Origin of the sequence: Pontibacter diazotrophicus (genome assembly GCF_003367245.1) — a bacterium.
In the GTDB taxonomy this organism is placed as follows: Bacteria; Bacteroidota; Bacteroidia; order Cytophagales; family Hymenobacteraceae; genus Pontibacter; species Pontibacter diazotrophicus.
This window is the reverse complement of record NZ_QRGR01000005.1, coordinates 145884-160241: the sequence shown is the minus strand read 5'-3', so window position 1 is coordinate 160241 and position 14358 is coordinate 145884. Positions and strand designations below refer to the sequence as shown.

The following is a 14358-nucleotide window of genomic DNA, read 5'->3' as shown; positions in this document are numbered from 1 at the left end:
GAGCAAGTTTACCTGGCATAGGTAGCTCTTGGCTTAATGCTGAACGCAAACCGTACTTATTCAATTATTCTTAATTCAGTTATTCAAAATTCCTTTCCTACGCCTCGTCCTTTATGGAGGCAGGTGCAGTTAAGTCGCGCTGTTCTTTGCGGTAGCGGGTAGCTTCCTGCAAAAACAGCAGGGCTTTGTTCAGGTACTCTTTTGCAAATGCTTCGCCCGGCTTGTGCTTATTTATCTGCATCACTTCGGTTGTAAAGTCAGGGGCAAAGTTGAAGATGCCTTCTGCTACAAAGTGTGTGTCAAAATCCTGGATAATACCTGCCTGTGTGTTGCACTTTACATTCTTGTCCAGAAGAAGCGCTTTGGCAGTGCTCACAAACGAAGCATAGCCATAATAGATGGCATCGGCAAAGCGCTTATCTTCCAGTGCTTCGGCAGCCCACTCCAGTTTCTCATCAGACTCATACAGCAGCGTGGCCACCAGGTCAATCATGACACCGGCACATTCTCCCACACCAATAGCGGTCTCAAACTGCTCCTGATGTCCCCAGTCAATATGCTCGTCCGGCGTTAGCGTAGACAGGTCTGCAAGCGGCTTCAGCATCTGGTAGAAATAGTCTTTGCCGTTTCTGTCGTAGTACTCGTTAAAGCGCTCGTTTTCCAGTTTGTTTGCCTGGTAATCGTTTATAACAGAGCGCACCACTTCCAGACCACGCTTACTCGGCACTTTCAGTACTTTCTGCGCAATGCGGCCTTCTCCGTTCACCACTGTCCCACCGCCCAATAGCACCTGTAGGGCTGGTATAACATTCTTTCCGCTTTTCAGGGAAGAGCCATGGAAACCGAGGTTCGCCATACCGTGCTGGCCGCAGGAGTTCATGCAACCGCTTATCTTAATTTTGATGTCTCTGTTGAACAACAGCTCGGGGTACTCGTTGATGATTACATTCTCCATCACTTTGGCGGTGGTCATGCTGTTGGAGATACCAAGGTTACAGGTATCAGTACCAGGGCAGGTAGTAATATCCGCCACACTGTTAAAGCCCGGCTCTGCCAGCCCCAGTTCATCCAACCTGGAGAAGAAATAAGGCAGCGCCTCCTTGCTCACATACTTCAGCAACAGGTTTTGCCCCTGCGTTACTCTGATATCATCGGCAGCATACTCCCGCACTAAAGGCGCCAGCGCTCTGGCGGTGTCGCTGCTGATGTCTCCGATCAATACCTTGATGTATACCCCATAGTAGCCTTCCTGCTTCTGCTGGAATACATTCGTCTTCAGCCAGGTATCATACTTATCTGTTTCCTCGATTACATAATCAGGAATTTCCTTTACTTCAGGCATGGCCGGGTCGAAGTTAGCCGCTTTGTCTATCTCGAATGAGTGCGACTTTAAAGCGTTATACTCTTCGTTTACCAGGCGCATCACTTCTTCCAGACCCAACTTACCGATCAGGTACTTGAAACGGGCCTTGTTTCGGTTGTTGCGTTCTCCATGGCGATCAAAAATGCGGAGTACTCCCTCAATGAAAGGAATAACTCTGTCCTCTGGAAGGAACTCGTAAGCAGTGTGTGCCAGTGCCGGCTGTGCACCAAGCCCGCCTCCTATCATCACTTTAAAGCCACGAATGGTTTGGCCGTTCTCTTCTTTCACCTTCGGTATAAACCCAAGGTCGTGCATGTAAGACAAAGCCGTATCAGAGTCGCTGGATGAAAAAGACATCTTGAACTTGCGGCCCATGTCCTGGCAAATCGGGTTGCGCAGGAAATAGCGGAATGCAGCATCTGCATACAGCGACACATCGAATGGTTCCTCCGGGTCAATACCCGCTTCCGGCGATGCCGTGACGTTACGCACCGTGTTACCGCAAGCTTCCCTAAGGGTGATGTCATCCTTCTCCAGGTTTGCCCACAGTTCAGGCGTTCTGTCCAGGCTCACAAAGTGTATCTGTATGTCCTGGCGTGTAGTCAGGTGCAGGTTTCCGGTAGAGTACTCATCCGAAATAGCCGCAATGCGTACCAACTGCTGCGTGGTCATTCTGCCAAACGGCAGCTTAATACGCACCATCTGTACACCCAGCTGGCGCTGCCCGTACACGCCACGGGCCAGGCGCAGGCTCTTAAATTTATCTTCCTGTAACTTGCCCTCACGGTATAACCGGATTTTCTTTTCCAGGTCAATGATATCCTTTTCTACTATCGGATTCTCTATTTCAGATCTAAAGCTTTGCATACAAATTTTCTGTTTTATAATTGAGCCGGTAAAGGCTTCTGCTCAAATGTTAGGTGATGTGTAATTTATAGTATCAATAAATGGCTGCACAAGGCAGGGAGAGTTGCACAAAGGTTATGGCTCAGCAACAGGCATACGCGCTACAACAGCGCATGCGCCTCCTGTGAGCAGGAGTGCTATCAGCAAAGGTATCAGTCAAAAGCCTGATGACCTTATGGTATAGGAGCGAATTAATAGTATACGGCATAAACTTGTTGCTCTGCGCGAAGGGCATATACACCTGATATGCAGCAGCCTGCGCTATGTTAAAGATCTAAAAGAGTGATAAGTTCCTTCACAACCGGCAATCTACTATGCCAGCCCTGGCTGAAGGGAAAAGATGGGTGGATCCTTTAACAGGAACAACAGCAACAACAGCACATCACAGGCAAGGGTGAGGCAACGAGGTTAGAGGGAGGTACTAAACTGGTGAGTTGGAATATGCCTGATGTCTTGTTCATGGTTCTCTAATTTATATTTCCCCTTCGTTGGGCAGGACTTGGCACCTTTCCAAAACGGATGGTTGCCAGAGGGTCTGGGAGCCTGTTCTCTCGCCTCTTCGTCTATAAATTTCTTGCGGATAGCAATAGTATTCTTTGCAAAAATAGAAAATATATCTCACATAGTATACCATATTGCCAAAAACGTGAGATTATTTTCTATACAAGAGTCGTATTGCTTAAGTTCCAGTGCCGCACAAGCAGGAACTTAAGCCATGTGCCATCGAAAGACCATTACGGTGCTAACTTTACACCAGGCTCATAAACAGCAGTATATGCTTTTATACCGTCAGGAAGCCTCCACACCCTCTTTCTGTTTAGTATTGCCTGTTTTATAACCTTGACCTACCCTACTGGCTCTGCCTTTCTTATAACCTAATGAAGGAGTATCTCCTCCAACGAGGGACTTGTCGTCAACTCGGGCCTGTTCATATAGAAAAGAGATGTATTGGTATATTCTGTTTTAGCAGCCCGGGAAAGCAGGTTTACTTTGTACAAGAAATACAATAAATCCAGACGCCATACCAATGACTACCATGTACCTGTTTTCGTTCAATGCCATCTTTTTTAAGCTATGAAGAAGAATCTACTCATAATATTACTGGGCCTGAGCACCACTGCGGTACTGGCTCAGGCACCACAGGGTCACCCACAGCAACAACAAATGGCTGCCCCCGCAAAGGGCAATGCTAAAATAAGCGGCATGGTAGTGGATGCCGAAACAAAGCAACCAATAGAATTTGCCACAGTAGCCCTTGTCAGCGGGAGCACGGGCAAAACGATAGATGGCGCCATGGTGGACGACAAAGGCCGCTTTATCATTCAGAAAGTGGCAGCAGGCCAGTATAAGCTAAACGTTTCTTTCCTGGGTTACCAGCTCCGCACTGTGGAGAATGTAACAATATCCAGCGACAATGCCGAAGTAAACGTCGGAACACTTTCCCTTGCCTCCGATGTGAAAAAGCTGAGCGAGGTGGTGATTACGGGCGAGAAGCCACTGGTGGAGGAAAAGATTGACCGCACAGTGTACAACGCAGAAAAAGACATCACCAACGCTGGCGGCAACGCAGCCGATGTCCTGCAAAAAGTACCTGCTCTTAGTGTGGATACGGATGGCAATGTGCAATTACGCGGTAGCTCCAATGTGCGTGTGCTAATCAATAACAAGCCTTCTTCTATTATGGCCGGCAGTGTGGCGGATGCGCTTAAGCAAATACCGGCAGATATGATTAAGTCTGTGGAAGTGATCACCAGCCCTTCAGCCAAGTATGACGCGGAAGGAACTGCCGGTATCATCAACATCATCACGAAAAAAGACAGTGGCCTGCAGGGAGTCAACGGCTCTGTGAGTGCAACAGGCGGTACGCGCTCCAGCAACGGAAATGCCAGCCTGAATGTGCGCAACGGCAAATTCGGCATCAATGCCAACGCCAGCACCGTGCAGTTCTACAACCACGGTGACATGACCAATGTCACCATCATGCCGAAATACAACACTACCTCTGAGAGCCGAAGCATACGGGAACAGTTTGGTGACACGAAAATGCGCGGGGGCTTTATGAACGCACTGCTCGGTTTTGATTATGACATCACACCAAAGAACAGCCTGTCTGGCAGTATACGACGCAACGGCGGAGAGTTCAGAATGGAGAACGACCAGCGCCAGGTGTATACCATGAATGGAGTAATTGTAGACAGCCTGACGTTCAACACCGACGTTCTGAACCGCAACAAGCGCCAGGGCACAGACCTGAACCTGGACTTCGTGCATACCTTCAATAAACCACAGCAGGAGCTGACGTTCCTGTCCCAGTACTCTGTTACGGATGCCGACACACGCAACTACCAGGACCGCTACCACCTGGGCGAGTCTCCTTTTTACCTGCAGCGGAACAACAACGATGGCGGCAATAACGAACTGACATTCCAACTGGATTACGTGCACCCGTTTGAGAACAAAACAACCCTGGAGGTAGGAGCAAAATCTATTTTCAGGGACGTGACCAGTGACGGCCTTTACCACGACATCTATGCTGAATCGGAAGAAACAGAGCGCGAAAAGTTTGAATACGGCCAGGATGTACTCGCATCTTACCTGACTTATGGCTTTACAGTAAAAAAGAAGCTGAACGTGAAGTTGGGTGGCCGTTATGAACACACGGCTATCAATGCTGACCTGATCACAGCCGATCATCAGTTTTCTGATACCTACGACAACTTTATTCCGAGCATTGCCTTCTCTTATACTTTAAAAGAAAAGCATACCTTAAAGGCAAACTTCACGCAGCGCATCCAGCGCCCGTCGCTGTTCTACCTGAATCCGTTTGACCAGGAGCAGGCACCGGGCACTGTGGTGCGTGGTAACCCGAATCTCGATGCTGAACTAACAGACCTGTATGAGTTAGGCTACAGCACCTACTTCAACACTTCGTCTATCAGTGCCTCCCTGTATATGCGCGAGACAGATAACGCCATTGAGACAGTTCCGCAACTGGAAGGAAACACAACAGTGCTGACGTTCGCCAACGTAGCCGTAAACAAGACCTACGGCATGAGCGTTTACGGATCGGTAAAACCAGTGAAAGCACTTACCATCGGGGGTAGCTCCAACATCTATTACGTGGACCTGAAGAGCAGCCAGTACGAGAACAATGGCTGGATGTATAACATCAACTTGAACTCCTCTTATACCTTTGGCAAAGGCTTCAGCGCCCAGTTTAACGGTGGCTTCAACTCCCGCCGGGTGCAGCTGCAAGGTAGTTTCGCCTCCTTCTCTTACCACACGCTGGCTTTCAAAAAAGAGCTGTTCGCAGGCAAAGGCGGTATCAGCCTGGGCCTGGACAATCCGTTCCGGGAGCGCATGACCATGAAGAATGACGTGAACGCCATCGACTACGAGCAGCACATCCGCATCAACAATTACAACCGTGGTGCCCGCGTCACCTTCAATTACCGCTTTGGCAAATTAGACCAGAAGAAAGCATCCAGGCGCAGGAAAAGCATCCGTAACGACGACGCCAAGCAAGGTGACGGCAACGGTGCCGGTGGCGTGCAGTAAACCTTCTGGTTTCTCACCAACAGAAAAGCCTCCCCGTATTGGGGAGGCTTTTCTGTTGGTGAGAAATTTTGATAAACAAACCGTACATAAAAAAGTAACCTCTCCATACCTGCCCTTTTCAGGCTGCATAGAGAGGTTGTATGTAAGGCTACTGGTATTTATGCTTGGAGTACTGCCTCTTTTTCAAGCTCACGGTAAACCTGCTTTGTTTTAACATGCAGCGAAAACCATGAATAATTGCTCTTCAGCATCTCAAAGTTAGAACCTTCAACCACACCATTTAAACCTTTTTTAGAAAGAGCATCGGCAATCACATCATCTTCAATAATGAAAGTGTCTATTACCAATCCACCATTCACAAAGGAACACGCCAGGCCTGTTTGGTCAGGCTTGTAAAGTAAAGTTTTGCTTTTGTTAAGTCCGTTCTCTAATCTCTCTAAATAATCCTTCATAGTGATTTTTATGATTCTAAAATTTTAAGTTTGAATTTGATTATGGTTTTCAGTTCTATTTGGACGACATTTCAAAAAGCTTTATAGTTCAAAAGTATAGCCCATAATTACAATAAGCTATAATAATAAAGTAAACGGTATTATTTTGAGGGTTAATAGCATTTGTGTGTAGATACATTGAAATTTTTATTCCTTTTCCTTCTTATTATTAGCTTCTTACGCCCAATATTTAATATAATGTTTTTACTATATAACCAAATTGCACCCTTTATACTCCTCTTTAGCTCACAAGGTTTTGTTTTTATAAAATTTATTTTTCCTATAAAAATCAGTTCTTAACAACGCTAATTTCCTGTCCTATTTTATAAGCAGCAGCAGTATGAAACAGCGCAATACTCCAGCCCTGACTTCTATATTTATGAACTTAAGTCAACAGCTTGCCCTCAGTTCCCGGAATACCTGCGCCAGTGCAGCAGGAGGATAATGTGCATTTAAGCCGCTGGGGTTGGGGAGCACCCAAAGCTGGGTTACTCCAATTGTTTCTGGCTGCGGCCCCAGAACTGCCTTAGGCATACCGAAAGCAGTACGGTAAGCCGTAACGCTAAGAAAAGCAACTACCTGAGGCTTATACTGCAGTACCTTTTCTTGCAGCAGTTTCCCTCCTTCCACCAGCTCTGCCCTGCTGAGTTCTGCCGCTGCCGCTGTGGCCCGCTCTACAAAGTTTGTGATGCCAAAACCATAGGTAAGCAGCTCCTGCTGTTCATGTGGCTTCAACTGGCGCGGTGTAAAGCCTGCCGCATGCAAGGTGGGCCAGAACCTGTTGCCGGGGCGGGCAAAATTATACCCGGTGGCAGCAGTGTAAAGTCCGGGGTTAATACCGCAGAACAGCACCTTTAAGTTCGGGGCTAGCACATCTCGTACAGTCTTTCCGGCTGCGGCTGATATTTCCTCTTTCGTGGGTTTATATATATGCATCTTTCTTTTTACCTTTACCTGAGAGTCCTTTGTTGCAGCAGAGCGGCTGGAGTCGCACCTGGAGCAGCATATTTCTTCTTGTTCAGCAGGAACAGTGTTTAAACTTCATACTGGTACAGCAGTGCTACCATCCAGCTCTTCTGAATCCGGGTGTAAGAAGCCTGAAGAAACGCGGAAGCATTGACAAAACATTTGCTATCTTAACGGATAAGGCTTAGCACCCATAGAACACGTTTATTCATTGTTTATCTTAAACTATACGATCGTGTATCAGGCAGATATAAACACAAGTAAAACATTTCTGAAAGAGCTTCTGGAGCGCAATACAACGGTTCAGGGCATCGAATGGCTCACAAAAAAAATGGACCAGCTGGCTTCTGAAGACGCCAAAGACAAGGATTTATACCTGGCTTTCAGCGCTGCCCCACGCTTTGTCGGAAAAGAGAAGCTACGCATAACTGAAGCAGATCTGGAGCAGGCCAATACCATCCGGAAAGGCTTTAATCCAAGCCGGTGGACTGCTGACCAAGCCGCCCGTACCTTGCTCCTCCTCTCTCTTCCGGCCCAGGATGCCGATGCTTTTGCAAAGAAGCTGGAGACGCTGTTTAGCACCGCCGACATGGGGGAACTGGTAGCACTGTATGGTAGCCTGCCGCTACTGCCTCACCCTGCATCGTTTAAAAAAAGAGCAGCTGAAGGCGTCCGCACCAACATGGGTGACGTGTACGAAGCCGTGGCTTTGGAAAACCCCTACCCTGCCGATTACATGGAGGAAGAAGCCTGGAACCAGCTGTTGCTGAAGACACTGTTTGTAGCCAAGCCGCTTTACCGCATTTATGGCATTGAGGCCCGCAGCAATGCCGAACTGGCACGCATGCTCACTGATTATGCGCATGAGCGCTGGGCCGCTGGCCGCCCGGTATCGCCGGAGCTGTGGCGCCCCGTTGGCCCTTATATAAATGAGACTAACATCCAGGACATAGAGAAACTGTTCTCGCAGCCAAATGAGGTAGAACGGGAAGCAGCCGCACTTGCCTGTGCACAGAGCAGCTATAAACCAGCTAAAGAACTGCTGGAGGCACACCCTGATTTAAAGCAGAAAGTGGAAAGTGGCGAACTAAACTGGAGCCTGATTGGCAGCAAAGCCCTGGCATAGCGTTAAAAATATACAGATAGACATCATCCTAAAAGATAAAACTTATGAACACCCAGAACCTGATGCTGATTGACCCGCACATACACATGACGTCCCGCACCACCGATGATTACGAGCGCATGCGCCAGGCGGGAATCGTGGCCATTATCGAACCTGCTTTCTGGCTGGGCCAGCCCCGCACAGAAGTCGGCTCTTTTAAAGATTACTACAGCAGCCTGGTAGGTTGGGAGCGCTTCCGGGCGAGCCAGTTCGGCATTAAGCATTATTGCACCATCGGCCTTAACTCCAAAGAAGCGAACAACGAAGCACTGGCTGAGCAGGTAATGGAATTGCTGCCGCTTTTCATTTACAAAGAAGGTGTGGTAGGCGTTGGCGAAATTGGCTATGACGACCAGACACAGGCAGAGGATAAGTATTACAGACTCCAACTGGAACTGGCCAAAGAAACAAACATGCCGGTGCAAATCCACACGCCGCACCGCGACAAGAAGTCCGGCACCATCCGAAGTATGGAAGTGAGCCTGGAGCACGGCATTGCCCCGGACATGGTGATAGTGGACCACAACAACGAGGAAACAGTAAAAGACGTGCTGGACAGAGGCTTCTGGGCTGCCTTTACCATTTACCCGAACTCTAAAATGGGCAACGAGCGCATGGTGGAGGTTGTGAAGAAATACGGTACGGAGCGCATCATGATTAACAGTGCCGCCGACTGGGGTATCAGCGACCCGCTTTCTGTGCCGAAAACTGCCTCCCTGATGCTGGAGCGTGGCATCTCCCTGGAAGATGTGCGTAAAGTTTGCTACCAAAATGCATTAGAAGCCTTCGGTAAGAGCGGCCAGATGCATGAGTCTGACTGGCTCACCCCTGCCGCTGTAGACCAGCGTGAGAAATTTTTAAACAGTTCTGTTTTAAGAGGAGGTCAAACACCCGTAATCGGCGGCCCGGACGCTGACGAGGGAGAGTTGGGCTCTAACATCGTACGCTAATGTCGCAAATTGGCGCTTACCTGCGGCTCATGCGCCCGGCCAACATCATTACGGCCATAGCAGATATTATGATGGGTTTTGCAGCTTCCGGCGCTATACTGTCGCGCCCGTTCTGGGAAGGAGGTTTGAACGCTGATACCCTGCAGCCGCTGGGCTGGCTCGTGCTCGCCACAATTGGTTTGTATGGCGGAGGGGTGGTGTTCAACGATGTGTTTGACGCGGACCTGGACCGGGTGGAGCGCCCGGAGCGGCCGATACCTAGTGGAAAAGCTTCCCTAACAGGAGCTGCTACTTTAGGTGCCGTTTTATTGATAGGTGGTGTGCTGGCAGCCTGGCAAGTATCGCTCGTAAGTGCTGTTATTGCGCTGGCAGTGGCCGGTCTTGCCTTGCTCTACGACTACCAGGGCAAGCACAACACCCTGCTGGGCCCGATTAACATGGGTGCCTGCCGTGGCGGCAACCTGCTGCTTGGCGTAAGTGCTGTGCCTGCAGCCGTAGAACAGCTTTGGTTTATTGCGCTTATTCCAATCGTGTATATTGCGGCTATCACGATGGTGAGTCGCGGGGAGGTGCACGGCGGTAACACAGCGGCATTGAAAGGAGCTGTGCTCATGTATGCCCTGGTGTTTGCCGGTATCCTTAGCCTTTCACTGTTGCCGCACTTTAATTTGTGGTACAGCATTCCGTTTCTGCTGCTTTTCGCGTACCTCATCTTTCCGCCACTGTTCAAAGCGATGCCCGCCAAAGAGCCCAGGCTCATCATCAAAGCGGTGAAAGCCGGTATTCTGGCCCTGATTGTTATGAACGCCAGTATGGCCGCTGGCTTTGCCGGCTGGCAGTATGGGCTGCTGGTGCTGCTGCTTTTGCCGGTTTCTATCTATGTAGCAAAGAAATTTGCCGTTACCTGAGAATTGTTAGCCGCTATACTTTGTTATATAAAAATGAAAGGCATAAATAGTATATCATTTAGGCCAATAAACAAAACAGCAATCTCGGGTTGGTTATTCAACAGGAGACTGCTTCAACCCCAGATTAGATGCTTCAAAAAGATATGAAGGCTATTGAGCAATCGTTTTCAGTGCAATTCAGGTATGGTGTGTACTTTACACAAGGCCTCTTTGAGCCTGAGAACAATTTGTTTGCCGAGGTGCTGCAGCAGGACAAGGGCACTGCTCCACGCAAAGTATTCTTTGTGATAGACAGCGGTGTGGCCGCTGCTCACCCTGATTTAATAGAAGACATAAAGCTTTATACTTCCAGGCACAACGAGGTGATGAAGCTCCTGGCTGAGCCGATGCTGATAACTGGCGGTGAGGAAGTAAAAAACAGCACCGACCTACTGCAAAAGCTGCTGGAAGCCGTGAACGACTTTAAAATCGACCGCCACTCCTATTTTGTTGCCGTAGGCGGCGGCGCCGTGCTGGATATGGCCGGTTTTGCGGCGGCCATCGCCCACAGGGGTATCCGCCATATCCGTATCCCTACTACTGTTTTGTCGCAGGATGATTCTGCAGTAGGTGTCAAGAACAGCTTCAACTTTTTTGACAAGAAGAACTTCCTGGGCACTTTCGCTCCTCCTTTTGCCGTCATCAACGACAGCGATTTCCTGCTCACCCTGCAAGACCGCGACTGGCGCTCCGGCATCTCAGAAGCCATAAAAGTAGCCTTGATAAAAGATGCTGCTTTTTACCAGGAAATAAAGAAAGATGCTGCCAGACTGGCGCAACGTGACCTGCCGGCCATGCAACGGCTGATTCACCGCTGCGCGGAGATGCACGTCGAGCACATTGGTGGCGCAGATCCTTTTGAGACCGGTTCTTCGCGCCCACTCGACTTTGGCCATTGGGCAGCCCATAAGCTGGAGCAACTCACCAACTACGAACTGCGCCACGGCGAAGCAGTAGCCATCGGAATTGCTTTGGATACCACCTACTCTATGCTGAAAGGCATGCTAACGAAGGAGGAGCATGAAGACGTGCTGGCATTACTGCAGGAGTTAGGCTTTGAACTCTATGTTCCACAGCTATCACAATCCGAACCGGGCTCAGAACAACTGAGTGTGTGGAAGGGGCTTCAGGAGTTTAGAGAGCACCTGGGTGGGAAGCTTACGATTATGCTGCTAAACAAAATCGGCGAAGGCGTGGAAGTACACCATATGGAAGAACCGCTATTCCTACAGGCCGTAGAACTATTAAAAAGGCGCCATCAACCCCAGCCTGCTGCTTAAGCACCGATGTTCAAGAAAGCTGCAGCGCTATGGTATTTTACAGGCCGCTGTTTTCTTACTAAATTATAGCTAAATATGTATCTGAACACAGGGCATCACCTTACGTACTGCACCAATATCCACCCCGGCGAAACATGGGAAGACGTGTTTCATCAGCTTCAAACTTACCTCCCTTCACTTAAAAGAAAATTATCCCCGGACCAGCCTTTCGGTATTGGCTTGCGCCTCTCAAACAAGGCTAGTGAACAAATACTGGATGGGGAACACCTGAACAATTTTAAGCGATGGCTGCAGGAGCAGGGTCTGTATGTGTTCACCATGAACGGCTTTCCGTACGGTGGCTTCCATCACCAGGCCGTGAAAGACGGTGTGCACAAGCCCGACTGGACTACTGACGAGCGATTAACATATACGGTGCGCCTGGCCCGTATTCTAGCGGAGCTTCTGCCAGAGGGTATGGGAGGCGGTATCTCCACCTCCCCTCTCTCTTATAAGCCGTGGTTTTTAGAGGATGATGATTCCAAAATCAAATCAGTTTTCAACCAATCAACAGAAAACCTGGTTTCTTTGGTAGCAAGCCTGTTACAACTAAAGCAGGAAACAGGCAAAACCATTCATATCGATATTGAACCGGAGCCGGACGGGCTGCTAGAAAACAGCAAAGAGGTTATCAACTATTATCAGCAATGGCTTATACCTGAGGGTTTGAAGGTGCTGCAGGAGTTGCAAGGGCTAACAAAGGATGAAGCAAGGGAGGCTATTTTGCATCATATCCAGGTTTGCTACGACGTATGCCACTTCGCACTGGCCTATGAGAAACCTGCCGAGGCCTTTGCCAAACTGACACATGCCGGTATCAAAATAGGCAAGATACAACTCAGCGCTGCCCTTAAAACGAGTCTCCCGAAAAACGACGTGGTAACCCGTGGTAAACTGGCTGAAACTTTCGCTTGCTTTGCAGAATCAACATACCTGCACCAGGTGGTGGAACTGAACGATGATGGGCAACTATGCCAGTACCCCGACCTGACCTTTGCGCTGCAGCACATCCGTAAGCCGAATGCCGTTGAATGGCGCATGCATTTCCACGTGCCGCTTTTCACGCAGGAGTACGGTGGTTTACAGTCAACTCAAGAGGATATTGTAGAAGTGCTAAAGCTTATACAGCAAAAGCAACTGACAACACACCTGGAGGTAGAAACCTATACCTGGGAAGTGCTGCCGGAGGATTTGAAAAAGGACCTTTCAGAATCCATTCAGCGGGAGTTGGAGTGGGTTCTGGCAACCATAAAAAATACTGAAAATGCAGAAAACAGTAGTGCTGGACGTAGTAGGCCTCACGCAATCACTCCTCGGTAAAAATACCCCCTTTCTGGCAAAATGGGCTGCGGATGCTCAAAATACAGTGGTGCACCCGGTGTTGCCGGCAGTTACCTGCACGGCACAATCGACCTACCTGACAGGCAAGTGGCCGGAAGAGCATGGTATCGTGGCCAACGGCTGGTATTTCCGGGATGAAGATGAAGTGAAGCTGTGGCGCCAATCGAACAAATTGGTGCAGGCGCCGAAAGTGTGGGAAATAGCCCGTGCCAAAGACCCCAACTTTACCGTCGCCAACATGGGCTGGTGGTATAACATGAATACTACCGCCGACTATACCCTGACGCCACGCCCGCAGTACCTCGCCGACGGCCGCAAAATGCCTGACTGCTATACTCAGCCTGCCGACCTGCGGGACACACTGCAGGCAAAGCTTGGCACCTTTCCGCTTTTCAACTACTGGGGGCCAAAAACCTCCATTAAGTCGAGCAAGTGGATAGCGGACGCGAGCAAGATAACGGATGATCTGTATGACCCCACGCTCACACTCATTTACCTGCCACACTTAGACTACAACCTGCAGCGCCTCGGCCCCAGCGACCCACGCGTGGCCAAAGACCTGCAGGAGATAGACGCCGTAGTGGGCGACCTGATTCAGTTTTATGAGGCAAAGGGAGCACAGGTTATCGTGCTGTCGGAATACGGGATATCAGACGTAAACCAACCCGTGCACCTGAACCGTGTGCTGCGCAAGCATGGTTACATTGCCGTACGCAACGAGCGAGGCACTGAACTGCTGGACATGGCGATGAGCAAAGCCTTTGCCGTAGCCGACCACCAGGTAGCGCATGTGTATGTAGAGAACCCTGCTGACATAGCAGAGGTACAGAAGCTGTTACATCAGGTGCCGGGGGTGCAGGAGGTATTAGCTGGCGACGAGCGCAATAAGTATAACCTGGCGCACGAACGCTGCGGTGAGCTAGTGGTGGTGGCTGACCAACGCTCCTGGTTCACCTACTACTTCTGGCTCGACGATAAGAAGGCACCGGATTATGCCCGCATGGTAGACATCCACAAAAAGCCCGGCTTCGACCCTGTAGAAATGTTTGCAGATCCAAATATTAAGTTCCTGCTGCCCAAAGTGGCGGGCAAAGTGCTGAAGAAAAAACTGGGCTTCCGGATGGTGATGGACATAATACCACTGGATGCCACTTTAATCAAAGGCTCGCACGGCCGCATCCCCGAAGACAAAGCCGAATGGCCAGTATTGCTCACAAAGAGCGGGCAAGCTTTGCCACAGGAACTGCAGTCAGTAGATGTGTTCAATGTCATACTCTCCCACCTGCAGGTACAGAAGCAGGAGATGGCAGTATAGCAGTAACTTTTATAAAAGAAGAAGGGCCGCAGTTTTG

General features: G+C 49.5%; 10 protein-coding genes and 1 riboswitch. Of the genes, 7 read left to right on the top strand and 3 right to left on the bottom strand.

Annotation, left to right across the window (positions count from 1 at the left end):
- Positions 1 to 97 precede the first annotated feature (97 nt).
- Entirely contained in the window at positions 98 to 2230 is a 2133-nt protein-coding gene (locus tag DXT99_RS05785; protein ID WP_115564589.1) for a nitrite reductase, read from the bottom strand.
- A gap of 508 nt (positions 2231 to 2738) precedes the next feature.
- A riboswitch (SAM riboswitch) is annotated at positions 2739 to 2841 on the bottom strand.
- A 502-nt stretch (positions 2842 to 3343) separates the two neighbouring features.
- Here DXT99_RS05785 and DXT99_RS05780 point away from each other — a divergent pair.
- Positions 3344 to 5827 (top strand): TonB-dependent receptor domain-containing protein, encoded by a 2484-nt coding sequence (locus DXT99_RS05780; RefSeq protein WP_115564588.1) that lies wholly within the window; start codon positions 3344 to 3346, stop codon positions 5825 to 5827.
- 158 nt (positions 5828 to 5985) lie between these two features.
- Here DXT99_RS05780 and DXT99_RS05775 read toward each other — a convergent pair whose 3' ends face one another.
- Both DXT99_RS05775 and mug read right to left on the bottom strand, forming a co-directional pair.
- Complete coding sequence (locus DXT99_RS05775; protein ID WP_115564587.1) at positions 5986 to 6279, bottom strand: hypothetical protein; 294 nt, start codon at positions 6277 to 6279, stop codon at positions 5986 to 5988.
- A 429-nt stretch (positions 6280 to 6708) separates the two neighbouring features.
- The gene (mug, locus tag DXT99_RS05770) at positions 6709 to 7254 is read right to left on the bottom strand and encodes a G/U mismatch-specific DNA glycosylase (RefSeq protein WP_115564586.1); all 546 of its coding nucleotides are present in this window, start codon (positions 7252 to 7254) and stop codon (positions 6709 to 6711) included.
- 265 nt (positions 7255 to 7519) lie between these two features.
- Between mug and DXT99_RS05760 the strand changes: the two genes are divergently transcribed.
- The 6 genes from DXT99_RS05760 to DXT99_RS05735 all read left to right on the top strand — a co-directional run bounded on the left by DXT99_RS05760 (position 7520) and on the right by DXT99_RS05735 (position 14321).
- On the top strand, positions 7520 to 8410 hold the full coding sequence (locus DXT99_RS05760; protein ID WP_147294175.1) for an EboA domain-containing protein: 891 nt from the start codon (positions 7520 to 7522) through the stop codon (positions 8408 to 8410).
- A gap of 44 nt (positions 8411 to 8454) precedes the next feature.
- The gene (locus tag DXT99_RS05755) at positions 8455 to 9399 is read left to right on the top strand and encodes a TatD family hydrolase (RefSeq protein WP_115564583.1); all 945 of its coding nucleotides are present in this window, start codon (positions 8455 to 8457) and stop codon (positions 9397 to 9399) included.
- Complete coding sequence (gene eboC, locus DXT99_RS05750; protein ID WP_115564582.1) at positions 9399 to 10307, top strand: UbiA-like protein EboC; 909 nt, start codon at positions 9399 to 9401, stop codon at positions 10305 to 10307. Before DXT99_RS05755 ends, eboC begins: the two co-directional genes overlap by 1 nt.
- 128 nt (positions 10308 to 10435) lie before the next feature.
- Positions 10436 to 11626 carry a 3-dehydroquinate synthase gene (locus DXT99_RS05745; RefSeq protein ID WP_246000465.1) on the top strand — a complete coding sequence of 397 codons (1191 nt, stop codon included), beginning with the start codon at positions 10436 to 10438 and terminating at the stop codon, positions 11624 to 11626.
- A gap of 75 nt (positions 11627 to 11701) precedes the next feature.
- Positions 11702 to 12985 (top strand): metabolite traffic protein EboE, encoded by a 1284-nt coding sequence (eboE, locus tag DXT99_RS05740; protein WP_115564581.1) that lies wholly within the window; start codon positions 11702 to 11704, stop codon positions 12983 to 12985.
- Positions 12930 to 14321, top strand: coding sequence for an alkaline phosphatase family protein (locus tag DXT99_RS05735; RefSeq protein WP_115564580.1), 1392 nt, complete (start codon positions 12930 to 12932; stop codon positions 14319 to 14321). The genes eboE and DXT99_RS05735 overlap by 56 nt, the downstream gene beginning before the upstream one ends.
- Positions 14322 to 14358: the final 37 nt, after the last annotated feature.